Genomic DNA, 24,470 nt, shown 5'->3' with positions numbered 1-24,470 from the left:
CATGCGTGGAAATATTGCCCAACTGATGCAGCAGGCGCAGAAGATGCAGGAAAACCTGCAGCGCGCCCAGGAAGAACTGGCCAAGCTGGAAGTCACCGGCAGCGCCGGCGGCGGCATGGTCAGCGTAACGCTCACCGGTGCCAAGGAATGCCGCAAGGTGCGCATCGACCCGAGCATCCTCTCCGACCAGGAGATGGCCGAGGATCTGATCGCCGCCGCCTTCAACGACGCCTCCAACAAGATCGATGCCGAATCCAAGGAGCGCATGGGCTCGGCCACGGCCGGCATGCAGTTGCCGCCTGGCATGAAGCTGCCGTTCTGAGAGGCTGGGAATCGGGAGTAGGGAATCGGGAATCGTGAAGCAACCTGCACCTTTGCTCTTGCGATTCCCCAATCCCCATTCCCGATTCCCGAGCACATGTCCTCCCTTCTAGAACAACTGATCGAAGCCTTCCGGGTGCTGCCCGGTGTGGGTCAGAAGTCGGCGCAGCGCATGGCGTACCACGTGCTCGAGCGTGAGCGCGAGGGTGGGCGGCGGCTGGCGGCGGCGTTGGCCAATGCGGTGGAGAAGGTGGGCCATTGCGTGCAATGCCGCGACTTCACCGAGTCGGAGGTGTGCGCGATCTGCGCCAATTCCGGCCGTGATCGGCAGCAGCTGTGCGTGGTGGAATCGCCCGCCGATCGCCTGGCGATCGAGCACGCCACCGGCTACCGCGGGGTGTATTTCATCCTGCAGGGGCGTTTGTCGCCGCTGGATGGTATCGGCCCGCGTGAGTTGGGGCTGGACCGCCTGGCCGAGCGTCTGGCAGCGGGCGAGGTCACCGAAATGATCATCGCCACCAACGCCACCGTCGAGGGCGAGGCCACCGCGCATTACCTGGCGCAACTGGCCCGCCAACACAGCGTGCGCCCCAGCCGGCTCGCACAAGGCATGCCGCTGGGCGGCGAGCTGGAGTACGTGGATCGCGGCACGCTGTCGCATGCGTTCGGCACGCGTAGTGAGGTGCTTTAAGCGCCGGGAATCGTAAGTCGTGAATGGGGAATCGGAGAAGCAAAGTAAGAAGCCCGCGCGGTAAGCTCTTGCGATTCCCCAATCCCGATTCTCGATTCCCCTCCTATGACCGACACCATTTTCGGCAAGATCATTCGTCGCGAAATTCCCGCCACCATCGTCTATGAAGACGACGAGGTGCTGGGATTCGAGGACATCGCACCGCAGGCGCCGGTGCATGTGCTCTTCATTCCCAAGTTGCATGCGATCCCGACCCTGGACGATGTGCCGCCGGAGCAGGCGCTGCTGGTCGGCAAGTTGGCGCTGGCGGCCGCGGCATATGCGCGCGAACAAGGGCTGGCGCAGGACGGTTACCGCATTGTCATGAACTGCCGCGAGCATGCTGGGCAGACGGTGTTCCATATCCATCTGCATCTGCTGGCCGGTGCGCCGCTGGGGCGTTTCGGCACGCCGTGATCAGATGTGGTTAGGCCCAGAGGATCCTGCTGCATCGGACGCCACATACAAAAACGCCGCTCCCTGTGAGCGGCGTTTTTGTGTCATCTCAGCAGTGGCTGGTTACCACCAACCGCGGCCCCAACCGCCACCCCAGCGCGGGCCCCACGGACCCCACGGGTCGCCCCAGGGGCCGTACGGGTAGGCCGGCACCACATCGACCTCGCGCACCTGCGGCCACAGGTAGACGACATCGGCGGCCACTTTGGGCAGCTTGTAGTCGTACTCGCCGATCTTGGTGGTTTCGTAGCCTTCGATCTTGCCGATGAAGGTCACTTCGCGGCCTGGCTCGAACACTGCCGGGTCGTAGAAGCCCGCGCGGCAGGCGAGGAAGCGGCCATCGCTGGCATCCACCGCGCTACGGTCCGGGCGGCCGCTGGCGTTGAGCGGGCGCGAGATCAGCTCGAAGCAGGTCTGGCCCTGAACGGGCTTGGTCTGGATGATCTTGCCGCCCCAGCGCACCGAGGTGCCGACCTGTGCACTGGCGGTCGAGTCGCTCGGGCTGACCGTGGGGAACTGGCCCTGCAACGGCTTGGGCGCCGTGGCACAGGCAGCGAGCCCGAGGACAGCGATGACTGGAAGAAGAAAACGGGTACTCATGAGGAAGCTCCGGTTCGCGGGCGATGCTGCTGCAGATCTTTGATGAGAGAGGCGCTGTCCGAATCAGCTCCAGCGTAGCGCGCCGCAGCGAAACGTTGGCTGAGTGCCAACAGTGTCGTGTGGGGATCGTGCTGTGCCACACGTTGCGCCCAGGTGGTGGCCGGTTCGTGCGGTTCGCGGGCCAGGCCGAGCTTGCGGTAACGGCGCCCGAGCCGGTGCCAGGCGCGCAGCAGCGGGTCGCGTTCGCGTTCGCCGCGCGCCAGCAGCCACCCCATCCAGGCCAATGCGCTGACCGCGAATACGCCGAAGATGGCCGCGAGCTGGTTGGTGTCCAGGCGGTCGATGCCGAACGGTTGCAGCAGCCGCTGCTGGCGGTCGGCGTCGAAGGACAGCACCAGCTCGTTCCAGCCGCGACGCAGCCAGTCGCTGACCTCGCCCAGCCTGTCCCAGGTGCCCAGCTGGCCGCCACCGCCGCCACCTGCCTGCAGGCGATCCTCCAGCGTGTCGTAGATGCGTTCCGGTGCCACGGCGGCGGTGGGATCCACGCGCACCCAGCCACGGCCGGCCAGCCACACCTCGCTCCACGCATGCGCGTCCATGCGCCGCACGACCCAGTAATTGCCCAGCCCGTTGTAGGTGCCGCCGGCATAGCCGGTGACCACGCGCGCAGGGATGCCGGCTGCGCGCATTAGCACCACAAACGACGAGCTGAAGTGTTCGCAGAAACCGGCCTTCTGCTGGAACAGAAACTCATCGACGCTGTTGCGCCCGAGCAGCGGGGTGTCGAGCGTGTAGGCGAATTCGCGCGTGATCCATTGCAGCGCGCGTTGCACCACTTCGGCATCGTCACGACCCGCTTCGGCACGCCACTGGCGGGCCAGGGCGATGGTGCGTGGATTGAAGCCGGGTGGCAGCGCCAATGCGCGTGCGCGCAGCGGCGCCGGTAGATCGGTGTCGAAGCGTGCCGGTGGTGCGGACTGCAGGTCCCAGCGGGTGAGCGCACTCAACGGGCGCTGCGCGAACAATTCGTAATCGGGCGACAGCTCGGCGTTCGCGACGCCTTGCACCGGCAGATCCAGCGCAACCAGCTGGCGGCGGTCGGTGGGCTCGTAGTCCAGGCGGTAGCGATACGTTGCCGGCCCGGCGGCGAAGGCGGCCGGTTGCCCGCGGCCGGTCCAGCGCGCGCGCTGCCAGGTGCGGCCATCGAAATCCCACATCACCGGGCCGCGCCAGTACCGCTGCTCCGGTGGCGGCGCCTTGCCGGTGAATTGCACGCGCAGGGCGGGGCTGTCATCGGCCATCAGGTCGATCCACTCGCCCGGCGACATGTTGTCCGACAGTCCGGGCCGCGACAGCGCCCGCTCCGGCACGCCCCACAGCGGCGAGCTCAAACGTGGCAGCAGCCAGAACGTGACCAGGGCCAGCGGCACGCCGATGGCCACCAGCTTGCCGATGCTGCGCAATTGCAGGCGCAGCCCTGGCGTGCCGGTGCGGTGTTCCTCGTCGGCCAGGCGCTGCATGCACAACAGCGCACTCAGCACCGCGAGCAACGCCAGGCCCATGGTGGCCGGACCCTGGTCCAGCAGGAATGCGGCAAACGGTGCGAACAACGCAAAGCCGAGCAGGCTGCGCGCATCGCGCAGGGTGCGTAATTCGGAGGCCTTGATCGCCAGCATCGCCGCCAGCACCGCGCAGCCGGTGTCGCGCCCGAAGCGCATGCCGATCTGCCAGTACACCGCGGCCAGCATCGCGATGACCAACAGCAACCGGACCGGTGCCATCAGGCTGCCACGCCAGCTCATCACGCCGACCAGCAGCGCGGCGACGGCGATGGTGCCGGCGAGCAGGCCGGGCAACTGCAGCAGCAGCGGCGCCAGCGCCAGCCAGGTGGTGGCCAGTACCCAGCCGCGGCTGGCCTGGGTGATCGGGGCGGTAGGCTCAGTCATGCGGTAGCAGCGCCAGCGCACGCAGGCACAGATGATGGTGCGACGGGCCCTGTGCAGGACCGAGCGGTGGCTGGCCCGGCAACAGCAGCCGGTAGCGGCGGCCATCGCGTTCGGCAAGGTTGACCCAGCGCGTCAGCCGCGCGATGCGGCGTTCGTAGGGCAGTGCGCTGAGGCTGCGCCAGTCGAGGGTCACTTCCACGCCCAGCGGCTGCTCGTATTCGCGCACCAACAGCGCATCGCGGCGCGCCGAGTGCTTCCACGAAATCGTGCGCGGTGCGTCGCCGGCCCGGTACGGACGCAGTTGGTGCAGCTCCTCGCCTTGTGCATGCAGACGGGTCTGATTGGGCGAGCCGGCGCCATCGGGCAGCGCGGGGCCGTGCGCTTCCGGGGCCGGGTAGGCCAGCAGCGGTGTTTCCGGCCAGACCCATGACCAGGCGCGCACCAGCCCCAGCGGTTGGGTGCTGGACAGCCGAATGCGCTCGATGTCCTGCCAGCCGCGACGCACGGTGGGCACCAGCAGATCCACGTCCGCGTTGTCGTAGTCGGTGAGCGAGCAAAAACCGCTGTGCTCCAGATGATCCAGGCGCAATCCGCGGCGGGCGCGGGTGTCGCGGCGGGCCAACGACACCCGCATGCGCAGCGGCTCGCCGGCCACCACCGGTTCGGCGGAGACCGCTTCGATCCGCAGTGCCGACAATTGCAGGTGCGCCACGATGCTGCTGGCGATGCCGGCGGTGGCCAGCAGCAGCGCCAGCAACAACGCCGGGTTGTTGTTGTAGTTCAGCGCGCCGAGCAGCATGGCCATCAGCAAGGCCGCCAGAAACAGGCCAAATCGCGTGGGCAGCACATAGATCCGGCGCCGATCCAGCACGATCGGCAAGGCTTCCGGCCCGCGCGGGCGGGCCAGCAGGCTGAGCCGTCGGCCCATGCCACGCAGGTGCGCACGCACGTGCTCAGTCCACCGGCACGCTGTGCAGCAACGCCTTGGCCAGCGCCGGCCCGGACGATGATTCGGCTTCCGGCACCAGGCGGTGCCCGGCGACCGCCACGAACAACGCCTGCACGTCTTCCGGCAGCACATGCTCGCGCCCCAGCAGCAGGGCGTAGGCCTTGGCTGCGCGCAACAGCGCAATCCCCGCACGCGGCGACAGGCCCACGCGCACGCCGGCATGCTGCCTGCTACGCAGCAGCAGCGCCTGCACATAGGTGATCAAGGCGTCGCTGGTGTGGATGTGGTTGACCCCCGCGCGCAACGTCACGACATCGGCATCGCTTAATTGCGGTGTGGCCTGGGCGATCAACTCGCGGCGATCCACGCCCGACAGCAGCGCCCGTTCGGCATCTGCACTGGGGTAGCCCAGGCTGAGCCGCAGCAGGAAGCGGTCCAGTTGCGAATCCGGTAGCGGGAAGGTGCCCGACAGATCGACCGGGTTTTGCGTGGCGATCACGAAGAACGGCTCCGGCAGCGCATGTGTCACCCCGTCCAGGGTGACCTGCTGCTCGGCCATCGCTTCCAGTAGCGAACTCTGCGTGCGTGGCGGCGCGCGGTTGATCTCGTCGGCCAGCAGCACGTTGGTGAACACCGGGCCGGGATGGAACTGGAACTGGCGCGAGGCCGCGTCGTAGACCGACACGCCCAGCACATCGGCCGGCAATAGGTCCGAGGTGAACTGCACGCGCTGGAACCCCAGGCCCAGGCTGGACGCCATGGCGTGGGCGAGGGTGGTCTTGCCCAGGCCGGGCAGGTCCTCGATCAACAGATGTCCCCCGGACAGCAGCGCCACGAACGCCAGGCGCACTTCCTGCGCCTTGCCCAGCAACAGCGAATTGACCTGGTCCTGTGCGCGCCGCAGCGATTGGCGCAGCGCATCGGTTAGCATTTCCGTGGAACGCAGCGGTGTCGACATCACAAATCCGTAGGTGGAAGAAGAGTGCACAGGGCAATGCCAGGGGACCAACGCGCACATCGCACCTTCGTGATCCTGTGGACACTGGCGACGGCCGTCAAGCTATTGATTGCCGCGCGTCTGCCGCTGTTCGTGGACGAGGCGTTTTACTGGCAGGAAGGCCAGCATCTGGCAGCGGCGTATTCGGATCTGCCGGGCATGACCGCGTGGCTGACGCGCCTGGGCGTGGAACTTGGCGGGCACCATTTACTGGCGCTGCGGTTGCCGTTTCTGGCCATCGCTGCGCTGCTGCCGTGGCTGGTTGCGCACATCGCCACGCGCTGGTTCGGCTCCACGCTGGGTTGGCAGGCTGGCAGCCTGACCTTGCTGATGCCGCTGTCGGCCACGCTTGGCATCCTGGCGGTGCCCGATGTGCCCATGGCATTGGCAGCGGTGCTGTGCATGGATGCGGGCGCGCGGCTGTTGCGCGAGGTCGATGCCACCAGCGCGCTGGAGCTCGCCATCGGCCTGGTCATTGGTGCACTGAGCCACTACCGCTTTGTCGGTGTGATCGGGGTGGGCTGCATTGCCTTGCTGTGCATTCCGCAGGGGCGTGCGGTCTTGCGCGACCCACGCATCTGGATGGCGCTGACGGTAGGCGCCATGAGCTGGCTGCCGCTGCTGTTCTGGAACACCGACCATGACGAGGCGGGCCTGCGCTTTCAGCTGGTAGACCGGCATCCGTGGACGTTCCAGATCACCGGGCTGTGGTTTTTGCTGATCCAGGCCGCGCTGGTGACGCCACTGCTGGCCTGGGCGATGGTCAAGGTCAGTCTGGCCGGCACCCGTGCCGGGAGTGGCGGCTCGCGTGCGCAGTGGCGCTACTTCGGCCTGCTGGGCGGCATCTCCACACTGGCGATCTTTGTGCTGGGGTTCTTCAGCGATGCCGAGCGGATCAGCTTCCACTGGCCGTTGCCTGGCTATCTCGCCCTGCTGGTCGCCGCGCCGGTGATCCTGATGCGCTGGCCGCGCCCGCTGCGGCGTGCCACCTGGCTGATCGCGCTGCTCGGCATGCTGGGCGCCTACAGTTATTACCTGGCGGTGTCGGTGCCGGCGATCCGTGCGCAAGCGGCGGGCGAAAAATACTACCCGCGCAATTTCGCCGGCTGGAAAGACCTGGCGCGCGCGGTCAAGACTGAACTGGCGCAGCTGCCGCCCGGCACCCGCGTGCTGGCGGAAAACTTCAAGGTAGGCGCCGAGCTCGGCTTCCAATTGCACGATGCACAGATCGAAGTGCTGCAGGCTGATCTGAACGACAAGCATGGCCGCTCGGCGCAATTGGCCCAGTGGGGGCTGCTCAGCCATGGCGAGCGCAGCGGCCCGCGCCTGTTGGTGCTTTCGCCCAGCGATCAGCGCTACCGCGATCTGCTCACGCGTTACCACGCCATCTGCGCCATGGTCGGGCCGCTGCCGCCGCCCAAGGTGGTCTCCACCGACCACGGCTATCAGCGCTTCCTGCTGTTCGCGCTGCCGGCGCAACGCCAGCCCGGCCCCTGCATCGCGCCTGCGATGGCGTGGATCGATACGCCGCTGCCTGGCGTTGCCGCCACGACCACCATGCAGGTGCGTGGCTGGGCCTTCAAGGACGGCGTGGGCCTGTCGCGCGTCGAGCTGCTGGTCGATGGTCGCCCCGCTGGACGCGCCGACTACGGTGCCACCCTGGACGTGCGCCCGTATTGGAAAATCTCTAACGACCCGCAACATCCCCGCGTCGGCTTTACTGCCACGTTGGACACGCGCGCGCTGACGCCCGGCACGCATTGGTTGGGCTTGCGCCTGCACGGCCACGACGGCAGCGTCGAGGACTGGTGGGAGCAGCCATTCACCGTTCCCGTCCCCTGACCGGAGACTGGCCTACGTGATGAGTACCGATTGTCCCGACACCTTTGCCGGGATCCGCATCGCCGTGCTGTTGCCCTGCCACAACGAGGCCGCCACCATTGCCGCAGTGGTCGGTGATTTTGCCGTGGCGTTGCCGCGGGCGGCCATCCATGTGCTGGACAACAACTCCAGCGATGCCACCGCGGCGATCGCCGTAGCGGCCGGCGCGCAGGTGCGGCGCGTGGCGCTGCAGGGCAAGGGCAATGTGGTGCGCCGCGGTTTTGCCGATGTGGACGCCGACATCTATGTGCTGGTCGATGGCGACGCGACGTACGACGCGGCTGCCGCGCCCGCGCTGGTGCGCAAGTTGCTCAGCGAGCAACTGGACATGGTGGTCGGCGCGCGGCGCGATCAACAGCAGGCCGCGTACCGGCCCGGACATCGGCTGGGCAATGTGCTGCTGACACGCTGCGCAGGCCTGCTGTGCGGCCGCAGTTTCGAAGACATGTTGTCGGGTTGCCGGGTGTTTTCGCGCCGCTAAGTCAAATCCTTTGCCGCGCATGCGCATGGGTTCGAAACCGAAACCGAACTGGCGGTGCACGCGTTGCAATTGCGCATGCCGGTCGCCGAAGTCGACACCGTCTACGGTGTGCGGCCGGAGGGCTCGCAGAGCAAGTTGAATACCTGGCGCGACGGGTGGCGGATCCTTACCACCATCGTGAAGTTGTTCAAGGCCGAGCGTCCGCTGCTGTTCTTTTCGATCGGCTTCCTGTTCAGTGCCGCGCTGTCGATCGTGCTGGCCGTACCGTTGTTGCAGACTTACTTGGAAACAGGCCTGGTGCCGCGCTTTCCAACCGCGATCCTGTGCGTAGCCCTGATGCTGCTCGGCTTCCTGTTGCTGGCGTGCGGGCTGATTCTGGACACGGTGACCCGTGGTCTCGTCGAGGCCAAGCATCTGGCCTATCTCGCCGAACCGAGCGTGGCAGCGCTTACATCCAGACATGCGCAGGAGCGGACGTGATGCGGGCGAGTGCAGCGACAGCGAAAGCGACGCGCCGCCAACGCCTGCTCGCCTGGGCGGATCGTCGCTTCGGTTTCCATTCCCCGCGGCATAGTGCCGCCGCCGTACTTGCCATCGTGCTGCTCGGTGCACTGGTGTCGCTCGGCCTCGGCCAGGACGCCAACTGGGACTTGCGCAACTATCACTTGTATATCGGCGATGCCTGGCTGCACGGGCGACTGACGACCGACCTCGCGCCGGCGCAGATGCAAAGCTATTTCAGCCCGCTGCTGGATGCGATGCATGCCGCCTTGATGTTGCACCTTCCCGCGCCACTGGTTGGCGTGCTGCTCGGTGCACTGCATGCGCTGGTGTTCGTGCCGGTGGCCGCGGTTGCCTGGCGGGTGCTTTCGGCGCATCCGCGGCGTGCGCAATGGACACCGCTGCTGGTGGCCGCAGGATCGAGCAGCGCCGTATTTCTGTCCGAACTCGGCGGCACCATGGGCGATACCTCCACGGCCTTGCCCGTGTTGGGCGCCCTGGCGCTGGTTCTGCAGGCACAGGCACGTGCGCGGCAGGGCAAAACCGCCCTCCATCTATGGCGTGCAGGCGCGTTGCTGGGTCTGGCGGTCGCGCTCAGGTTGACCAATGCGCTCTACGCCCTCGCGCTGGTGCCGGCGCTGATGTGCGATGGCGCGCGCCTGCGGGCACGGCTGCTGGCGCTGGGCATCGTGATCGTCGTCGCGGGCGGTGTGTTCGTGCTGGTGGCCGGGCCGTGGTACTGGCAGGTCTGGCAGCACCTGGGCAACCCGTTGTTCCCGCAGTTCAACGGGCTATTCAAATCCCCATTGGCTGCGCCGGTGTCGATCGCCGACACGCGCTGGCTGCCGCGCAATCTCGGCGAACACCTGCTCTGGCCGCTGCTGTTTACGTTGAAGCCGCAACGCATCGGCGACCTGGGATTGGTGCAGTCACTGTGGGCCTTGCTGTATGCATTGGTACTGATCGTGGCGGCGCGCGCTGTGCTGCGTTGCCGGGTTGCCGGGGTTGGGCTGGACCGCTCGGCCACTGTGGTGCTGGTGTTCGTGGCCACGGCCTATGTGTTGTGGCAGGCCATCTTCAGCATCCACCGCTATCTGGTCGTGCTGGAATTGCTGGCGCCGGTGGTGCTGTGGATCTGTTGCCGGCATGCGTTTGCGCAACGTGCCGATCACAAGGCTGCGTGGTTGATCGGGCTGTGCGCGCTGGTGGCGGTGGCCGGCTGGAAGGATTGGGGGTACGAGCCCTGGGCGCGCGCGGCGTTTGAGGTCACGCAACCGCAGATCATCGATCCGGCACGGGCAACGGTCTTGCTGGTCGGCGATGAGCCGCAGTCATGGCGCGTCACCCTGTTGCCGCAGCAGGCCCGTTACATCGGGGTCGCAACCAACATCAGCAAGACCGATGCGTATCGGGCGCGCGTGCGCACCCTGGTGGCCGAACGCCCGCAGGTTTACGCGATGCTGGGTGCGGCGCGCGACAAGCAGCAGGCTCGGGTGGATCGCATGAATCGCTGGGCGCAGCAGTTCGGGTGGGATGCGCAGCCAGACTGCGCACGCCTGCGTTGGCTGATCGCCCGGGGTCTGCGCGCCGAGCTGGCTGCTTCCACGCCCGGCCGCTGCCTGTTGGTCGTGCCCAAGGCCAGGGCGCTGGATATCGCAGCGGCCGATCAGGCCATTCGCGACGCGGCGCAGCAGCGCCTGGGTGCGTACGGGCTGACGCTGGACCCGGCGCAGTGCCGCACGTTGCCCTCACGCATCGGGCAAGCCGTCTATCCGTATCAATTCTGCACGCTGCGCCAGGCGGGCTGAGGTAGCTTCAAGGCAGCGAAAACCCCGCCTGCCGCAGCAACCGCGCCACTGCGATCAGCGGCAGGCCGACCAGGGCGGTAGGGTCGTTGCTACGGATTGCGTCGAACAAGGTGATGCCCAGGCCCTCGCATTTGAAGCTGCCGGCACACTCCAGCGCCGGTTCGGCAGCCAGGTAGCGTTCGATCTCCTGCGGCTGCAGGGGCCGCACCTGGACGTCGGTAAGGTCCAGCGCTTGCGCGGCAAACCCGTCCGGGCCGATCAGGCTGACCGCGGTCTGGAAACGCACCATGCGGCCGGACATGCGCGTCAGCTGCGCGCGCGCCTGCTCCAGCGTGCCCGGCTTGCCGAGCGCCTGGCCGTCCAGGTCGGCGACCTGGTCCGAGCCGATCACCCAGGCCTCGGGGAAGCGCCCCGCCACTGCGCGTGCCTTCTCGCTGGCCAGCCGGGTCGCAAGCGCCTGCGGCGTTTCGCCGGGCAGGGCGTGCTCGTCCACCTCGGGGCGGGCGGTGTCGAAGTCCAGGTGCAGGCGGCCCAGCAGCTCGCGGCGGTAGGCAGACGTGGAGGCCAGGATCAGGCGTGGCATCATGGGCGCACCGCGAGGGAGGGCAGGGGAGTCTGCCGGCCCTGGCGCTGGGCCACAATCCCAGCGGCAGCAGATTTGACATGGCCCCGGCGGGTCTTTAACATTCTGCGGCTTATGTCCGCGAACGTGCCCGAAATGCTGGATGCTTGGCGGATGGTCGCAGCGCGCAGGCGCTTCGACGGCCGCATCCCGCTATCTGCGATGACCCGTCTTCAGGGAAGCCTGGTTGATACCGAAGGCGAATGTGTCTATTCGCTTCAGTTCGATCAGGACGATCTGTTGAAGGTCGCCTATGTCGAACTCAGCATCGATGTCGCGCTGCCGCTGGAATGCCAGCGCAGCCTGCAGCGTTTTCTGTATCCGGTGCAGATCAGGCAGCGACTCGGCTTGATCCGCGACGAGGCCGATGAGGCCGCGTTGCCGCCCGACTACGAAGCCTTGCTGGTGCCCGACGACGGCATGCTGCGGGCAGTGGACCTGGTGGAGGACGAGCTGGTGCTGGCGGTTCCCGTGGTGCCGATGGCGCCGGGGAGCGAGGCAGTCGAGGCCGAGTGGGTTCCGACCCAGGAAGAGCAAGACAAGGCCAGTCCGTTCGCGGCGCTGGCGGCGTTGAAGAAACAGTAACCGCCGCTGTTAAGGGCGGAAACACAGGTCGGCGCGGGCGTACAGTCCTGTTCGACTCAACAGAAAAGTTATCGAACTTAAGTTTGGAGCAATCCCATGGCTGTGCAGAAATCCCGAGTCACCCCGTCCCGCCGCGGCCAGCGTCGTTCGCACGATGCCCTGACCGCCAAGCAGCTGTCGACCGACCCGACCAGCGGCGAGATCCATCTGCGCCACCACATCACCGCTGACGGTTACTACCGCGGCAAGAAGGTGATCAAGACCAAGTCGTCGGCCGTCCAAGAAGATTGATCCGTGGCACCCGCCGCAGTTTTGCAGGCGGGTGACCCTCGATACTTCCGGAGCCGCCAATCACCGCGGCTCTTGCACCAAGGAACAGTATGAGCAAGCGGATCTACTCCAGAATCGCGGGCACGGGTAGCTATTTGCCCGAAAAGGTGTTGACCAACGACGACATGTCCAAGATCGTCGACACCAGCGATGAATGGATCCGCTCGCGTACCGGCATCCGTGAACGTCACATCGTTGCCGACGACCAGACCACCAGCGATCTGGCGTACTTCGCCTCGCTGAAGGCGATGGAAGCGGCCGGTGTCACTGCCGACGAGATCGACCTGATCGTTGTCGGCACCACCACCCCGGACCTGATTTTCCCGTCCACTGCGTGCCTGTTGCAGGCGCGGCTGGGCAATGTCGGCTGCGGTGCCTTCGACGTCAACGCGGCCTGCTCGGGCTTCGTCTACGCGCTCAGCGTGGCCGACAAGTTCGTTCGCAGTGGCGACGCCAAGACCGTGCTGGTGGTTGGCGCCGAAACGCTGACCCGGATCGTCGACTGGACCGATCGCACCACCTGCGTGCTGTTTGGCGACGGTGCGGGCGCGGTCGTGCTCAAGGCCGACGAAGATACCGGCATCCTCAGCACCCATCTGCATGCCGACGGCAGCAAGAAGGAATTGCTGTGGGATCCGGTCGGTGTGTCTGTTGGCTTCGGCGAAGGCAAGAACGGCGGTGGCGCGTTGCTGATGAAGGGCAACGACGTGTTCAAGTACGCCGTCAAGGCGCTGGACTCGGTGGTCGATGAAACCCTCGCCGCCAATGGCCTGGACACGCACGACCTGGACTGGCTGATCCCGCATCAGGCCAATCTGCGCATTATCGAAGCCACCGCCAAGCGGCTGGATCTGCCGATGGAGCAGGTGGTGGTCACCGTCGACCGGCATGGCAATACCTCGTCGGCCTCGGTGCCGCTCGCGCTGGACGAAGCGGTTCGCTCCGGTCGCGTGCAGCGTGGCCAGTTGCTGCTGCTGGAAGCCTTCGGTGGCGGATTCACCTGGGGCTCGGCGCTGCTGCGCTACTGATCTGCGCAGGCACTGCCGCGTTTGCCGGCGGTGTGTTTTTGCGTTTGAGGTTCTGTTGGTGCAAAGAACCTTGCCATTGCGGGCTGATGTGTCAGTGAGTCTCCCTGGCGCAGTGCCACCGCCGCGCAGTCTTGATCGACACACGCAACGTTCTCGCACGCCACTGGGGCCTGGATGTCCTGCCTCCACCGCCGCGGCGTGGCGGTGATGCGGTGCCTGCGAGGAATGTAGCCGGCGCAGCGCGCTGCGGGCTCAGGCGGTCAAGGTGTTGCGGGTGACGGCCTGCGGGCAGGCGCGGTAGAGCGTTGTCAGGGGCACGCCACTGGTGCTTAGCGACAGCGCGTTCGTGTGCGGACTGCCTGCGCCCGCTGGTCAAGTAACCGCGCGTTTCGCGCATCTGACCCGCCTCTCCTCCACGCCCAGCTGACGCGCCAGAGCGCGCCCGGCGATCTACGCGACCACCGCGTTGAAGCTGTCGATGCCGTGCCTGGACTGGCTCCTCAACGGCGACATTGACCTGCTCAGACCCTGCCGGCAGACGCCTGTGCGATGCGGGCGTTGGCGCCTTGCATACGCGTCAGTACAGACGGCCGGGCGATTTCGCACGTATCATCCCGGCTCGATTTTTGTAGGCAGCAACGCGTGACCGAATCTACGCTCGCTTTCGTGTTTCCCGGCCAGGGCTCGCAGTCCCTGGGCATGCTGGCTGAACTTGCCGAACTGCATCCGCAGATCCGCGATACCTTCGTCGAGGCCTCCGATGGCGCCGGCGTCGATCTGTGGGCCTTGTCGCAGGGCGGCCCGGAAGAGATGCTCAACCGCACCGAATACACCCAGCCGGCGTTGCTGGCCGCCGGTGTGGCGGTGTGGCGCCTGTGGAACGCGCAGCGCGGCGAGCGACCGTCGGTGCTGGCCGGCCACAGCCTTGGCGAATACACCGCACTGGTCGCTGCCGGTGCGTTGTCGCTGCACGACGGTGCCCACCTGGTGCGGCTGCGCGGGCAGTTCATGCAGGCAGCGGCGCCCGCCGGTGTCGGCGCGATGGCCGCGGTGCTGGGCGCTGAGGATGCGTTGGTGCGCGAGGTCTGTGTCGAGGCCTCGGGCAGCCAGGTGGTGGTGCCGGCCAACTTCAATTCGCCCGGTCAGATCGTGATCGGCGGCGATGCGGCGGCGGTGGATCGCGCGCTGGCGTTGCTGGCCGAGCGCGGCGTGCGCAAGGCGGTCAAGCTGGCGGTGAGCGTGCCGTCGCACACCCCGCTGATGCGCGAGGCGGCCAACCAGCTGGGTGAGGCGATGGCCGGGTTGACCTGGCACACGCCGCAGATTCCGGTGGTGCAGAACGTCGACGCGCAGGTGCACGCCGGCCACGAAGCGATCCGCCAGGCCCTGGTCGAGCAGCTGTATCTGCCGGTGCAGTGGACCGGCTGCGTGCAGGCGCTGGCCGCGCAGGGCATCACCCGGATCGCCGAATGCGGCCCGGGCAAGGTGCTGAGCGGGCTGATCAAGCGTATCGACAAGAGCCTGGATGCCCGTTCGCTCGCGACCCCGGCCGATTACGCCGGCGCGCTGGATGCGTGGGCGCACTGAGTTGACCGATTTGCCGGTGATGCCGGCCCTCGACGCTCGTAACTGCGGTTGCGACGTCCCCTCTCGAGGAACAGCAACATGAGCAAGCCATTGCAGGGCGAGATCGCTCTGGTCACCGGTGCCAGCCGCGGCATCGGCGCGGCCATCGCCGATACGCTGGCCGCCCAGGGTGCCACGGTCATCGGCACGGCCACCTCCGCCTCCGGGGCCGCTGCCATCGGCGAGCGCCTGGCTGCCAACGGCGGCCACGGCCGGGAGCTCAATGTCACCGATGCGGCCGCGGTCGATGCCTTGATCGATGCGATCGGCAAGGAGTTCGGTGCGGTCTCGATCCTGGTCAACAACGCCGGCATCACCCGCGACAACCTGCTGATGCGGATGAAGGAAGACGATTGGCAGGCGATCATCGACACCAACCTGACCAGTGTCTTCCGCACCTCCAAGGCGGTGATGCGCGGCATGATGAAAGCGCGCAAGGGTCGCATCATCAACATCGCCTCGGTGGTGGGTGTGATCGGTAATCCGGGCCAGACCAACTACGCGGCGGCCAAGGCCGGCATCATTGCGTTTTCCAAGTCGCTGGCCAAGGAAATCGGCTCGCGCGGGATCACTGTCAATGTGGTCGCGCCCGGCTTCATCGATACCGACATGACCAAGGCGCTGCCGGAGGATGCCAAGACGGCGTTGCTGCAGCAGATCGCGCTGGGCCATCTGGGGCAGCCGGACGACATCGCCAATGCGGTGGCCTTCCTGGCTGGCCCAACCGCCCGTTACATCACTGGTGAGACCCTGCACGTCAACGGCGGCATGTACATGCCGTGAGCGTGCGGCGCCGGGAGGCGCTAAGTGGCTGATCGGCCGGGATTTGTGATGCAATGCAAGGCCCGGTCGCTTCCACTACACTATCCAACGCGGCCATCGCAGCGGCGATGGCGTTTTTTTTGTACCACCACTACTCCATCTGGAGCGATATCTCAATGAGCACCATCGAAGAACGCGTCAAGAAAATCGTCGTCGAACAACTCGGCGTCAAGGAAGAGGAAGTCACCACCAGCGCATCGTTCGTCGATGACCTGGGTGCCGACTCGCTGGACACCGTCGAGCTGGTGATGGCGCTGGAAGAAGAGTTCGAGTGCGAAATCCCGGACGAAGAAGCTGAGAAGATCACGTCGGTCCAGCAGGCGATCGACTACGTCAAGGCTCACGTCAAGAGCTGATGCGTTGTTCCTGACAGCGGTGGCGGGCATTTGGCTGCTGCTGCGTCAGACATCCCATGGGGCCGCTGATGCGGCCCTGTGTTTTTGAGCGTCAACCGTAAACCGCAAGCACCGTCCGTCGTGTGGTGAGGAGATCTGCAATGAGTCGTCGTGTTGTCGTTACCGGCATGGGCATGGTGTCGCCGCTGGGCAATGATCTGGCCACCAGTTGGGATGGGATCATCCACGGTCGTTCGGGCATTGGCCCGATCACGCAGATCGATGCCTCGCAGTTCACCACCAAGATCGCGGGCGAGATCAAGAATTTCGATCCCACCCAGTTTGTGTCCGCCAAGGACGTCAAGAAGATGGATTCGTTCATCCATTACGGTGTCGGCGCCTCGTTCATGGCGTTGGACGATTCCGGGCTGGAGATCGATGAAAGCAATGCCGAACGCGTTGGCGCCATTCTGGGCTCCGGTATCGGCGGGCTGCTCGGCATCGAAGAGCAGACCATCAAATTCCATGAGGGCGGCGCGCGCAAGATTTCGCCGTTCTATGTGCCCAGCACCATCATCAACATGCTGCCGGGCCAGGTGAGCCTCATCAAAGGCCTGAAGGGCCCGACGTTCTCGGCTGTGTCGGCCTGCGCCACCTCCAACCATTCGATCGGCACCGCGATGCGCATGATCCAGCACGGCGATGCCGACGTGATGCTGGCCGGCGGCGCCGAGCGCGGTTCGTCCCCAAGTTCGGTGGGCGGGTTCTGCGCGATGAAGGCGATGTCCACTCGCAACGACGACCCCACCGCTGCATCGCGTCCGTGGGACAAGCAGCGCGACGGGTTCGTGCTGGGTGACGGCGCCGGCGTGCTGGTACTGGAAGAGTACGAACATGCCAAAGCACGTGGCGCGCGCATCTATGCAGAGCTGGTCGGTTTCGGTGCCAGTTCGGATGCGTTCCACATGACCGCGCCCAGCGAAGACGGCGAAGGCGCGGCGCGCAGCATGGCCGCGGCGATGCGCGATGCCAAGCTCAACCCCGAGCAGATCGGCTACCTCAACGCGCACGGCACCTCCACGCCGCTGGGCGATCTGGCTGAAACCATGGCGATGAAGCGTGCGCTGGGCGACCACGCGTACAAGACCATGGTCAGCTCGACCAAGTCGATGACCGGCCACCTGCTCGGCGCGGCCGGCGGCGTGGAAGCGATCTTCTCGGTGATGGCGCTGCATACCGGCATCATTCCGCCGACCATCAACCTGGAAGAGCCCAGCGAAGGCTGCGATCTGGACTACGTGCCGAACGTGGCGCGCGAGGTGCAGGTGGATGCGGTGATGTCCAACGGCTTCGGCTTTGGCGGCACCAACGGCACCCTGGTGTTCAAGCGCATCTGAGCCATTGGTCCTGCGCCGCAATGGCGCAGGGTCGCGATGGGCTGCAACGCGTCGCGCGTTCGGCCCGTTGTGTCTTCTGCTGATTTACCGTGCGGTGTGCGGCGCGCTGGTTGTCACCGGCGCGCAGCGCCGCATCCGTCCCTCCACGCCAAGCCAGGCCGATGACGCTGACCCGACCACTGCACGCGGACATCGACCTGCTGGCGCTGCATCGCCTGGCACCGCAGCGGTATCCCGCGTTGCTGGAATCCAGCGCGTCGGGCACCGCGCACGGGCGTTGGGATGTGTTGCTGCTGGCGCAGGGCGCGCAACTGCGTCTGGACCCGGACGGCTGCACCCGCAATGGCGATGGTCAGCTGTTGGAAGGCGGCTTTCTCGACGCCCTGGATGCGGCCTGGCAGGCCGAGCGCCTGCCGCACGAGGGTGAAAGTTCTTGGCCGTTTCGCGGTGGCTGGGCGGTGCTGCTGGACTATGAGGTGGCCGCACAGGTCGAGCCGATCCTGCGCCTGCCCATGCGCAGCGACGCCGCGCCCGCGGCATTGGCCCTGCGGGCGCCGGCGGCAGTGCTGCGCGACCGCATGGACGGGCGCTGCTTCGCCGTGGCCGAGCCGGGGCGCGAAGACCTGCTGCAGCAGATTGACGACGACATCACCGCCTGCGCCAGCCTGCCCGCCTTGCCTGCCTGGGCAGCGCCGACGGTGGTGCAGGAAGACCCGCCCGAGCAATTCACCGATGCGGTGCTGCGGGTGCTGGACTATCTGCGTGCCGGCGACGTGTTCCAGGCCAATATCTCGCGCGCCTGGCAGGCGCAGTTCGATCGGCCCGTCGACCCCGCCGCCTTGCATGCGCGGCTGCGTGCGGCCAATCCGGCGCCGTTTTCCGGCCTGTTCGTGGCGGCCGGGCGCGCGGTGGTGAGTTCTTCGCCGGAGCGGTTGGTGTCGGTGCACGGGCAGGTGGTGCAGACACGGCCGATTGCCGGGACTCGTGCACGCTTCGCGGGCGACGATGATGCCGCGCGCATCCGCGAGCTGGTCGGTCACCCGAAGGAGCGCGCCGAACACGTGATGTTGATCGATCTGGAGCGCAACGACCTGGGCCGCATCTGCGCGCCGGGCAGCGTGGAGGTGGACGAACTGATGGGCGTGGAAAGCTATGCGCACGTGCATCACATCGTCAGCAATGTCCGCGGCCGGTTGCGGCAGGGCGTCACCCCTGGCGAGGTGATCGCGGCGGTATTCCCGGGCGGCACCATCACCGGTTGCCCGAAGGTGCGCTGCATGCAGATCATTGCCGAGCTGGAACAGACCGCGCGCGGCGCCTATACCGGCGCGTTCGGTTGGCTCAACCGCGACGGCGACATGGATCTGAACATCCTGATCCGCACCGCCGAAGTGGCCGGCAGCCAGGTGCAGTTCCGCACCGGTGCCGGCATCGTGGTGGACTCTGACCCGCAGCGGGAACTGGACGAAACCCGTGCCAAGGCACGTGGGGTGCTGCGTGCGCTGGACCCGGCATGAGTACTTCAACGGCACATCACCGGCGCGCGGTATCCTGCGCGGCGCTGGAGCAATGACGAGGTGGGTGTGGCGGTAACTGGCAAACGCGGATTTCTGGCCGTGCTGGGGACGGTGCTGTTGCTTGCGGCGCTGCTGGCGATCGCGGCCGCGGTGGCGTGGCGGCACTACGTGCATTTTGCCGAGACGCCGGTCACTGCGAGCACGCCCAGCGTGGTCATCGCGCCCGGCGATTCGCTCAAGGCCACGCTGCGCAAGCTGCGCGAGGCCGGGGTGCAGCAGGGCAGTGATCTCGAATGGCAGTTGCTGGCCCGCCAGGTGGATGCGGCCGGCAAGCTCAAGGTAGGCGAATACGCGCTGACGCCGGCGTTGTCGCCGCGTGCGCTGTTATTGCGTATGCGCCAGGGCCGGGTGATCCAGTACCGCTTTACCCTGGTGGAAGGCTGGAACTTCCGTCAGCTGCGCGCGGCCCTGGGCACGGCCACGCCGCTGCAGCAGACCATCGCGGGCCTGGACGATGCCGCACTGATGGCGCGGCTGGGCGTTGCCGGCCAGCATCCGGAAGGGCGCTTCCTACCGGAAACGTATCTGTACCAGCGCGGCGACAGTGACCTGGACGTGCTCAAGCGCGCGCATGCGGCAATGGACAAGGCGCTGGCGCAGGCCTGGGAACAGCGCGCCCCGCAACTGCCGCTGAGCTCGCCCGAACAGGCGTTGATCCTGGCCTCCATCATCGAGAAGGAAACCGCGCTGGGCACCGAGCGGCCGCAGATCGCGGGCGTGTTCGTGCGCCGCCTGCAGATGGGCATGAAGCTGCAGACCGACCCGACCGTGATCTACGGCATCGGCAGCAGCTACGACGGCAATATCCGTCGCCGCGATCTCACCACCGACACGCCGTACAACACCTACACCCGTACCGGCCTGACGCCCACGCCGATCGCCATGCCGGGCCGCGAAGCGCTGCTGGCCGCGGTACGCCCGGCGCCGGGCAACGCGCTGTACTTCGTCGCGGTGGGCGATGGCAGCGGTGCGCATGCGTTTTCGGCCACCTTGGACGAACACAATGCAGCCGTGGCGCGCTATCTGCAGCGCCGCCGTCAGCCGGAGCCCACGCCATGACGCCTGCGTTTTCACCCTGGCAACAACGCGCCTACGACCAGACCCTGGCCGCGCTGGATGCCGGCCGGCTCGGGCATGGCCTGCTGATCTGCGGCCCGGACGGGCTGGGCAAGCGCGCGGTGGCGCTGGCGCTGGCCGAGCACGTGCTGGCCAGTGCGCCGGATCCGGCAGTGGCGCAGCGCACCCGTCAGCTGATCGCCGCGGGCACGCATCCGGATCTGCAGCTGGTGTCGTTCGTTGCCAACCGCACCGGCGACAAGCTGCGCACCGAGATCGTCATCGAACAGGTGCGCGAGATCTCGCAGAAGCTGTCGCTGACGCCGCAGTACGGCATCGCGCAGGTGGTGATCGTCGACCCGGCCGATGCGATCAACCGCGCCGCCTGCAATGCCTTGCTCAAGACACTGGAAGAACCCTCGCCTGGCCGCTACCTGTGGTTGATCAGTGCGCAGCCGGCGCGCTTGCCGGCCACCATCCGCAGCCGCTGCCAACGCCTGGAATTCAAGCTGCCGCCAGCCCACGAAGCGCTGGCCTGGCTGCTGACCCAAGGCGTCAGCGAACGTGCGGCGCAGGAGGCGCTGGAGGCCGCGCGTGGCCATCCCGGGCTTGCCGCCCAGTGGCTGCGCGAAGACGGCCTGGCCGTGCGCCGCGCCGTGGCGCAGGACCTGGAGCAGATCGCCAGTGGCCGCGTCGGCGCGGTGGACGTGGCGCAGCGCTGGACCAACGATGGCCAGGCCGATCAGCGTCTGCGGCATGCTGCCGACCTGGCGTTGGCACAGGCATCGGCCGGCTTGACCGATCCATCGCGGTTGCACAAGCTGGCGACCTGGTTCGACGCCGCCAATCGCACCCGTGATTTGTTGCGCACCACCGTCCGCGCCGATCTGGCGGTGGCGGAATTGTTGCTGGCCTGGCGCGAGGGAGAGCGCCCGGCCCGTTCTAGGGGAACTCGATGAGTGCAATGAATGCACGCCAAGGCATTTTGTCGCTGGCGTTGAAGGACAAGGCCGCGCTGTACAGCGCCTACATGCCGTTCGTGAAAAGTGGCGGCATCTTCGTGCCGACCCCCAAGCGCTACATGCTGGGCGATGAGGTGTTTCTGCTGTTGACGCTGCCTGATTCAAGCGAGCGTCTCCCGGTGGCCGGCAAGGTGGTGTGGACCACGCCTGCGGGCGCGCAGGGCAACCGCGCGGCTGGTATCGGCGTGCAGTTTCCGGACGGCCCGGAAGGCGAGGCGGTGCGCAACAAGATCGAAACGCTGCTGGCCGGTTTGACCACCTCCGACAAGCCGACCCACACGATGTAAGGCAGGCAATTGCCGCGGCCGATGGCGCGCGGCGAGCGCAAGACTGGGCCGCAGGTGCGCTGCATGCGCGTGGTGATCGTGGGGCGGCGGCACCGCGGTTTCAGTACGTTGCGCCACGCGGTAAACAACTGTTGACGATCTCCGCCGCTGCCCTATAATGTGCGGCTCGCGTCACCGGGCGGTTAGCTCAGCGGTAGAGCATTGCCTTCACACGGCAAGGGTCACAGGTTCGATCCCTGTACCGCCCACCATATTTGTAGTGTTTACGAAAAAAACCGGCCAATGGCCGGTTTTTTTCGTAAATGCGAGGTAAGTGCAGTGGGCCATGGACAGGGGGGGTTCTATGTTCCAGATCGTGCAAGTTCCAAGTGGTGCTGCTGACTTGCCAGAGCAGATGGGAACCAAAGCGAAGTTCTGGTTTGACGACAGTCGTCGTCTCTTTAAGGAGGGGCGACCTGGGACTGGGGAAAACTGGGCAGAGGTGATTGCAGCCGAGCTAGCGGCCCTCCTCGGTTTGCCGCACGCTACGTATAGCTTGGCAGAGTATGAAGGCCGACGAGGTGTGGTTACCGAATCCTTTGTTCCATCTGGCGCGCGGCTCATCCTTGGCAATGAGCTGATTGGCTTCGCAGCCCGTGAGACGGTGAGTAGGCACACTAGGGGCCAAGCACACACCATTGGCCGCCTGAGCAGCCTCCTGAATAGACCGCAGGTTGCGCTTCCAAGCGGATGGGTCTCACCGACGTCCTTTTTCAACGCGGCAGATGTGATGTCTGGATATCTTCTGCTCGATGCTTTGATCGCAAATCAGGATAGGCATGAGGAGAACTGGGGCCTCATCAACTCACACGGTGCAATCTACCTCGCGCCGACGTTTGATCACGCTTCAAGTCTAGGTAGGAATGAGACAGATCAAAGGCGAATACAGAAGTTGGACGCAAACCATCCTGATCATGGTGTTCTTGGATATGCAAGGAGAGCAAAGGTGCCCATTTACGACGGCATGGGCCCATTGCAATCAGGTGAAGCTTTTTTTGCATTTGCCAGATCATGCCCAGACAAAGGAGCTTACTGGCTAAATCGACTCCATGAGCTGGATCCGAGTAGTTTCTTGGCACTGCTAAATAGAATTCCTGTAGGTTGGATTACAGATCCAGCCCGCCGCTTTGCTGCCGAGCTCCTCAAGGTCAACAGAGACCGACTTTTGGACGAAAAATGAAATCCCTCTACCTCGCCATTCAACAACATGAAAGTCGTCGCTGGTCTCCTGTAGCTAAGGTTACAAAGAACGGAGGTGTCTATCGTCTGGTGTATACGAAGGGCGCATGGGAGGTGCCGGGCTTCAGCGGATTTGCGCGCATGGAAGATCTGTATCAAGAGTACCGCTCTGCGGAAATTTTTCCGATCTTGAAAAATCGGACTTTGCCTCGGTCGCGGCCTGAGTATCAAAATTATATTTTATGGCTTGGTCTCTCACCAGAAGAGCATGACGAACTTGACGAGTTGGCGAGATCTGGCGGTATTCGTGCTACAGACCAAATCGAGCTGATTCCTGCGCCAGAGAGGAAAGAAGACGGAAGCTTTGAGGCTTTCTTTTTTGTGCGTGGCATCAGTTACATTCCGGGAACCGCTGATATCGACTTGAAAATCGGTGATCGCCTCTTTGTCATGAAGGACTTTCAGAACGAGCAGGATTCCGCGGCATTGCTTTTGCGCACTGGAGATCCGGTGTCAGTAGTTGGGTACGCTCCGAGGTACTACAGTCACGACCTTTCCCGTTTAGCGCAACTTTGCCCGCCTCAGGATCTTTTGGTGACAGTTGAGCGGCTTAATAATAATGCTCCTGCTGCTTATAAGGTGCTTTGTAAGGTCGTGGCACCTTGGCCGGCGGGCTTCGATTTTTTCGGCTCCCATGTGTTTGATGAAGTGCCGAAAGCTCCGGTGTCTTAGATGGTTTGAGCCTTTACTGATTATGCGCTTATGGTGTCCTTGGCTTTAGTAGATTTCGTCTACGGAATTAAGTCCGGAGGCTGGGATGGGTAGCAACGATGAGCTATCTCCGAAGACTCATGCGTTCGTTCAGGCGTTCGTTGCAGGAATTTAGTCAGCGAGCCGCGGTGGTGGTCGCGTCGGCGCGTTGCATGCACGCGCAACGTACACCCGCGTGTAAGAGGTTTTTCACCTGCCGGTAGCGGTGGTGCGCGGAAGGTGGCGCGCAGATGCGGCGGCGGTGCGGATGGGGTGGGGACGAGGCGCTGCGATGGGAACGATCGGTTCACTTGCAGGCAGCCCCCGACAGTCCGGCCGCAGCGCAGCGACCCTGACGCGCTACTCGACGGAGACAGACCCATGCGTACGCAAAGTCGAATGATGGTGGCTGGAACACGCCGGTTTCCGGTGTATGAGGTGCGCGTCAGTGAGCAGGGTGCAGTGACGCGCCATTACACCGTCGGCGAGCTGGGCGTGTGCTTCGATGATCTGGCCGCTGCAGCCGCCTCGGCACAGAGCCTGGCGGACATGGCCGATCTGGTGATGTCGCCTGCGCCCGGCGATCTGCAGCTGGCGTTGCGCTGACGCTGCGCCTTCTTCGGGGGGGGCAGCCGCCGTGCGGTCGCTGTAGCGGTGTGCTGTGCGTTCGACGCTTGCACTGCGGCGTGCGTCCCCTTTTTGCCAGGCCGATGAATCCCAACCGGCCGCACTGGGATTGCGGTGGCGTCTGCTTATTGCAGGCCCGTGGGAGAACCGCCATCCTGCTCGGCCCTGGATTCAACGAAGGAGTGGCGATGAAGACGCTGCTTGGAACTGCATTGGCTGCGAGCCTGCTCCTGCTGGCCGGTTGCGCCAAGGACATGGGCGAGGAATTCGTGGGCAAGTGGGTCAACGCCAAGGCGCCGAAGAACGTGCTGAGCATCGAGCACAACGGCGAAAGCTTCATCATTCGCGATACCCGGCCCGAGCTGTTCGGCAACGGGGTGAAGACCAAGAACTATCCGGCGGTACTGCGTGGCGATGTGCTGCAGGTTTCCAATGGCGTGGGCACGATCAACTACGCCATCGATCAGTCGACCGGCAACCTAAGCACCGGCGAATCCGAGTACACACCGGTCAAGTAG

25 protein-coding genes, 1 tRNA gene and 1 pseudogene are annotated in these 24,470 nt (G+C 65.5%); 22 read left to right on the top strand and 5 right to left on the bottom strand.

The genetic code is table 11. From position 1 onward, the window contains the following. Position 1: 1 nt before the first annotated feature. From ACCQ09_RS16300 to ACCQ09_RS16290, 3 genes are all read left to right on the top strand, one after another. On the top strand, positions 2-322 hold the full coding sequence (locus ACCQ09_RS16300) for a YbaB/EbfC family nucleoid-associated protein (protein ID WP_011036205.1): 321 nt from the start codon (positions 2-4) through the stop codon (positions 320-322). Positions 323-418: 96 nt separating this feature from the next. Continuing rightward, positions 419-1,012 carry a recombination mediator RecR gene (recR, locus tag ACCQ09_RS16295; protein ID WP_011036206.1) on the top strand — a complete coding sequence of 198 codons (594 nt, stop codon included), beginning with the start codon at positions 419-421 and terminating at the stop codon, positions 1,010-1,012. 105 nt (positions 1,013-1,117) lie between these two features. Next, positions 1,118-1,468 carry a histidine triad nucleotide-binding protein gene (locus ACCQ09_RS16290; RefSeq protein WP_012439070.1) on the top strand — a complete coding sequence of 117 codons (351 nt, stop codon included), beginning with the start codon at positions 1,118-1,120 and terminating at the stop codon, positions 1,466-1,468. Between the two features lie 102 nt (positions 1,469-1,570). Here the strand turns inward: ACCQ09_RS16290 and ACCQ09_RS16285 are convergent, their stop codons facing one another. Genes ACCQ09_RS16285 through ACCQ09_RS16270 form a run of 4 tightly spaced genes read right to left on the bottom strand, consistent with a single transcriptional unit; the run spans position 1,571 to position 5,960 of the window. Then, positions 1,571-2,107, bottom strand: a complete 537-nt coding sequence (locus ACCQ09_RS16285) for a Slp family lipoprotein (protein ID WP_014506883.1) — start codon at positions 2,105-2,107, stop codon at positions 1,571-1,573. After that, positions 2,104-4,053, bottom strand: coding sequence for a transglutaminase TgpA family protein (locus tag ACCQ09_RS16280; protein WP_228428151.1), 1,950 nt, complete (start codon positions 4,051-4,053; stop codon positions 2,104-2,106). Before ACCQ09_RS16280 ends, ACCQ09_RS16285 begins: the two co-directional genes overlap by 4 nt. Beyond that, entirely contained in the window at positions 4,046-5,002 is a 957-nt protein-coding gene (locus tag ACCQ09_RS16275; RefSeq protein ID WP_040940604.1) for a DUF58 domain-containing protein, read from the bottom strand. Before ACCQ09_RS16275 ends, ACCQ09_RS16280 begins: the two co-directional genes overlap by 8 nt. Before the next feature lie 4 nt (positions 5,003-5,006). Continuing rightward, positions 5,007-5,960: an AAA family ATPase gene (locus ACCQ09_RS16270; protein ID WP_040940605.1), complete on the bottom strand. Its 954-nt coding sequence runs from the start codon at positions 5,958-5,960 to the stop codon at positions 5,007-5,009. 36 nt (positions 5,961-5,996) lie between these two features. Here ACCQ09_RS16270 and ACCQ09_RS16265 point away from each other — a divergent pair, with 36 nt between their 5' ends. The 3 genes and pseudogenes from ACCQ09_RS16265 (at position 5,997) to ACCQ09_RS16255 (ending at position 10,670) form a co-directional block, all read left to right on the top strand. Then, positions 5,997-7,841, top strand: a complete 1,845-nt coding sequence (locus tag ACCQ09_RS16265) for a glycosyltransferase family 39 protein (RefSeq protein WP_016944816.1) — start codon at positions 5,997-5,999, stop codon at positions 7,839-7,841. A 19-nt stretch (positions 7,842-7,860) separates the two neighbouring features. Next, positions 7,861-8,841: pseudogene (locus tag ACCQ09_RS16260) on the top strand (glycosyltransferase). Continuing rightward, complete coding sequence (locus ACCQ09_RS16255; protein WP_228428147.1) at positions 8,841-10,670, top strand: hypothetical protein; 1,830 nt, start codon at positions 8,841-8,843, stop codon at positions 10,668-10,670. Before ACCQ09_RS16260 ends, ACCQ09_RS16255 begins: the two are co-directional and overlap by 1 nt. A 7-nt stretch (positions 10,671-10,677) precedes the next feature. Here ACCQ09_RS16255 and ACCQ09_RS16250 read toward each other — a convergent pair whose 3' ends face one another. Continuing rightward, positions 10,678-11,256: a Maf family protein gene (locus ACCQ09_RS16250; RefSeq protein ID WP_040940607.1), complete on the bottom strand. Its 579-nt coding sequence runs from the start codon at positions 11,254-11,256 to the stop codon at positions 10,678-10,680. A gap of 111 nt (positions 11,257-11,367) precedes the next feature. Here ACCQ09_RS16250 and ACCQ09_RS16245 point away from each other — a divergent pair, with 111 nt between their 5' ends. From ACCQ09_RS16245 to ACCQ09_RS16170, 16 genes are all read left to right on the top strand, one after another. Then, on the top strand, positions 11,368-11,877 hold the full coding sequence (locus tag ACCQ09_RS16245; protein WP_011036217.1) for a YceD family protein: 510 nt from the start codon (positions 11,368-11,370) through the stop codon (positions 11,875-11,877). A 96-nt stretch (positions 11,878-11,973) separates the two neighbouring features. Next, the gene (gene rpmF / locus ACCQ09_RS16240; protein WP_040940608.1) at positions 11,974-12,168 is read left to right on the top strand and encodes a 50S ribosomal protein L32; all 195 of its coding nucleotides are present in this window, start codon (positions 11,974-11,976) and stop codon (positions 12,166-12,168) included. An 89-nt stretch (positions 12,169-12,257) separates the two neighbouring features. Further along, on the top strand, positions 12,258-13,235 hold the full coding sequence (locus ACCQ09_RS16235; RefSeq protein WP_011036218.1) for a beta-ketoacyl-ACP synthase III: 978 nt from the start codon (positions 12,258-12,260) through the stop codon (positions 13,233-13,235). Between the two features lie 642 nt (positions 13,236-13,877). Beyond that, a complete protein-coding gene (gene fabD, locus ACCQ09_RS16230; RefSeq protein WP_228428144.1) occupies positions 13,878-14,822 on the top strand; it encodes an ACP S-malonyltransferase in 945 nt (314 codons plus the stop codon). A gap of 78 nt (positions 14,823-14,900) precedes the next feature. Next, positions 14,901-15,644, top strand: a complete 744-nt coding sequence (gene fabG, locus ACCQ09_RS16225; RefSeq protein WP_076056292.1) for a 3-oxoacyl-ACP reductase FabG — start codon at positions 14,901-14,903, stop codon at positions 15,642-15,644. 155 nt (positions 15,645-15,799) lie between these two features. Beyond that, positions 15,800-16,039 (top strand): acyl carrier protein, encoded by a 240-nt coding sequence (gene acpP, locus ACCQ09_RS16220; protein ID WP_002814322.1) that lies wholly within the window; start codon positions 15,800-15,802, stop codon positions 16,037-16,039. A 140-nt stretch (positions 16,040-16,179) separates the two neighbouring features. Then, the gene (gene fabF / locus ACCQ09_RS16215) at positions 16,180-17,415 is read left to right on the top strand and encodes a beta-ketoacyl-ACP synthase II (protein ID WP_014506895.1); all 1,236 of its coding nucleotides are present in this window, start codon (positions 16,180-16,182) and stop codon (positions 17,413-17,415) included. Between the two features lie 161 nt (positions 17,416-17,576). After that, positions 17,577-18,932, top strand: a complete 1,356-nt coding sequence (locus tag ACCQ09_RS16210) for an aminodeoxychorismate synthase component I (RefSeq protein ID WP_040940609.1) — start codon at positions 17,577-17,579, stop codon at positions 18,930-18,932. 60 nt (positions 18,933-18,992) lie between these two features. Continuing rightward, positions 18,993-20,051 (top strand): endolytic transglycosylase MltG, encoded by a 1,059-nt coding sequence (mltG, locus tag ACCQ09_RS16205; protein ID WP_040940610.1) that lies wholly within the window; start codon positions 18,993-18,995, stop codon positions 20,049-20,051. Continuing rightward, entirely contained in the window at positions 20,048-21,007 is a 960-nt protein-coding gene (locus tag ACCQ09_RS16200; RefSeq protein ID WP_040940611.1) for a DNA polymerase III subunit delta', read from the top strand. The genes mltG and ACCQ09_RS16200 overlap by 4 nt, the downstream gene beginning before the upstream one ends. After that, complete coding sequence (locus ACCQ09_RS16195) at positions 21,004-21,357, top strand: PilZ domain-containing protein (protein WP_011036225.1); 354 nt, start codon at positions 21,004-21,006, stop codon at positions 21,355-21,357. Before ACCQ09_RS16200 ends, ACCQ09_RS16195 begins: the two co-directional genes overlap by 4 nt. Before the next feature lie 176 nt (positions 21,358-21,533). Next, positions 21,534-21,608, top strand: a tRNA-Val gene (locus ACCQ09_RS16190). 92 nt (positions 21,609-21,700) lie between these two features. Next, complete coding sequence (locus ACCQ09_RS16185) at positions 21,701-22,576, top strand: hypothetical protein (RefSeq protein ID WP_194734220.1); 876 nt, start codon at positions 21,701-21,703, stop codon at positions 22,574-22,576. After that, a complete protein-coding gene (locus ACCQ09_RS16180; protein ID WP_228428143.1) occupies positions 22,573-23,307 on the top strand; it encodes an HIRAN domain-containing protein in 735 nt (244 codons plus the stop codon). Before ACCQ09_RS16185 ends, ACCQ09_RS16180 begins: the two co-directional genes overlap by 4 nt. A gap of 399 nt (positions 23,308-23,706) precedes the next feature. Then, positions 23,707-23,931 (top strand): hypothetical protein, encoded by a 225-nt coding sequence (locus ACCQ09_RS16175; RefSeq protein ID WP_040940613.1) that lies wholly within the window; start codon positions 23,707-23,709, stop codon positions 23,929-23,931. 209 nt (positions 23,932-24,140) lie between these two features. Beyond that, positions 24,141-24,470 (top strand): hypothetical protein, encoded by a 330-nt coding sequence (locus ACCQ09_RS16170; RefSeq protein ID WP_014506900.1) that lies wholly within the window; start codon positions 24,141-24,143, stop codon positions 24,468-24,470.

Origin of the sequence: Xanthomonas sp. NCPPB 2586 (assembly GCF_041475775.2) — a bacterium.
GTDB lineage: Bacteria > Pseudomonadota > Gammaproteobacteria > Xanthomonadales > Xanthomonadaceae > Xanthomonas > Xanthomonas campestris.
Note: the sequence above shows the minus strand (reverse complement) of the source record. Positions and strands in the feature narration are given on the sequence as shown.

Bases quoted from the DNA above. Each gene is read 5' to 3' on its own strand.
- ACCQ09_RS16300 (WP_011036205.1), top strand. From the start codon at position 2: ATGCGTGGAAATATTGCCCAACTGATGCAGCAGGCGCAGAAGATGCAG.
- recR (WP_011036206.1), top strand. From the start codon at position 419: ATGTCCTCCCTTCTAGAACAACTGATCGAAGCCTTCCGGGTGCTGCCC.
- ACCQ09_RS16290 (WP_012439070.1), top strand. From the start codon at position 1,118: ATGACCGACACCATTTTCGGCAAGATCATTCGTCGCGAAATTCCCGCC.
- ACCQ09_RS16285 (WP_014506883.1), bottom strand. From the start codon at position 2,107: ATGAGTACCCGTTTTCTTCTTCCAGTCATCGCTGTCCTCGGGCTCGCT.
- ACCQ09_RS16280 (WP_228428151.1), bottom strand. From the start codon at position 4,053: ATGACTGAGCCTACCGCCCCGATCACCCAGGCCAGCCGCGGCTGGGTA.
- ACCQ09_RS16270 (WP_040940605.1), bottom strand. From the start codon at position 5,960: ATGTCGACACCGCTGCGTTCCACGGAAATGCTAACCGATGCGCTGCGC.
- ACCQ09_RS16265 (WP_016944816.1), top strand. From the start codon at position 5,997: ATGCCAGGGGACCAACGCGCACATCGCACCTTCGTGATCCTGTGGACA.
- ACCQ09_RS16255 (WP_228428147.1), top strand. From the start codon at position 8,841: ATGCGGGCGAGTGCAGCGACAGCGAAAGCGACGCGCCGCCAACGCCTG.
- ACCQ09_RS16250 (WP_040940607.1), bottom strand. From the start codon at position 11,256: ATGATGCCACGCCTGATCCTGGCCTCCACGTCTGCCTACCGCCGCGAG.
- ACCQ09_RS16245 (WP_011036217.1), top strand. From the start codon at position 11,368: ATGTCCGCGAACGTGCCCGAAATGCTGGATGCTTGGCGGATGGTCGCA.
- rpmF (WP_040940608.1), top strand. From the start codon at position 11,974: ATGGCTGTGCAGAAATCCCGAGTCACCCCGTCCCGCCGCGGCCAGCGT.
- ACCQ09_RS16235 (WP_011036218.1), top strand. From the start codon at position 12,258: ATGAGCAAGCGGATCTACTCCAGAATCGCGGGCACGGGTAGCTATTTG.
- fabG (WP_076056292.1), top strand. From the start codon at position 14,901: ATGAGCAAGCCATTGCAGGGCGAGATCGCTCTGGTCACCGGTGCCAGC.
- acpP (WP_002814322.1), top strand. From the start codon at position 15,800: ATGAGCACCATCGAAGAACGCGTCAAGAAAATCGTCGTCGAACAACTC.
- fabF (WP_014506895.1), top strand. From the start codon at position 16,180: ATGAGTCGTCGTGTTGTCGTTACCGGCATGGGCATGGTGTCGCCGCTG.
- ACCQ09_RS16210 (WP_040940609.1), top strand. From the start codon at position 17,577: ATGACGCTGACCCGACCACTGCACGCGGACATCGACCTGCTGGCGCTG.
- ACCQ09_RS16200 (WP_040940611.1), top strand. From the start codon at position 20,048: ATGACGCCTGCGTTTTCACCCTGGCAACAACGCGCCTACGACCAGACC.
- ACCQ09_RS16195 (WP_011036225.1), top strand. From the start codon at position 21,004: ATGAGTGCAATGAATGCACGCCAAGGCATTTTGTCGCTGGCGTTGAAG.
- ACCQ09_RS16185 (WP_194734220.1), top strand. From the start codon at position 21,701: ATGTTCCAGATCGTGCAAGTTCCAAGTGGTGCTGCTGACTTGCCAGAG.
- ACCQ09_RS16180 (WP_228428143.1), top strand. From the start codon at position 22,573: ATGAAATCCCTCTACCTCGCCATTCAACAACATGAAAGTCGTCGCTGG.
- ACCQ09_RS16175 (WP_040940613.1), top strand. From the start codon at position 23,707: ATGCGTACGCAAAGTCGAATGATGGTGGCTGGAACACGCCGGTTTCCG.
- ACCQ09_RS16170 (WP_014506900.1), top strand. From the start codon at position 24,141: ATGAAGACGCTGCTTGGAACTGCATTGGCTGCGAGCCTGCTCCTGCTG.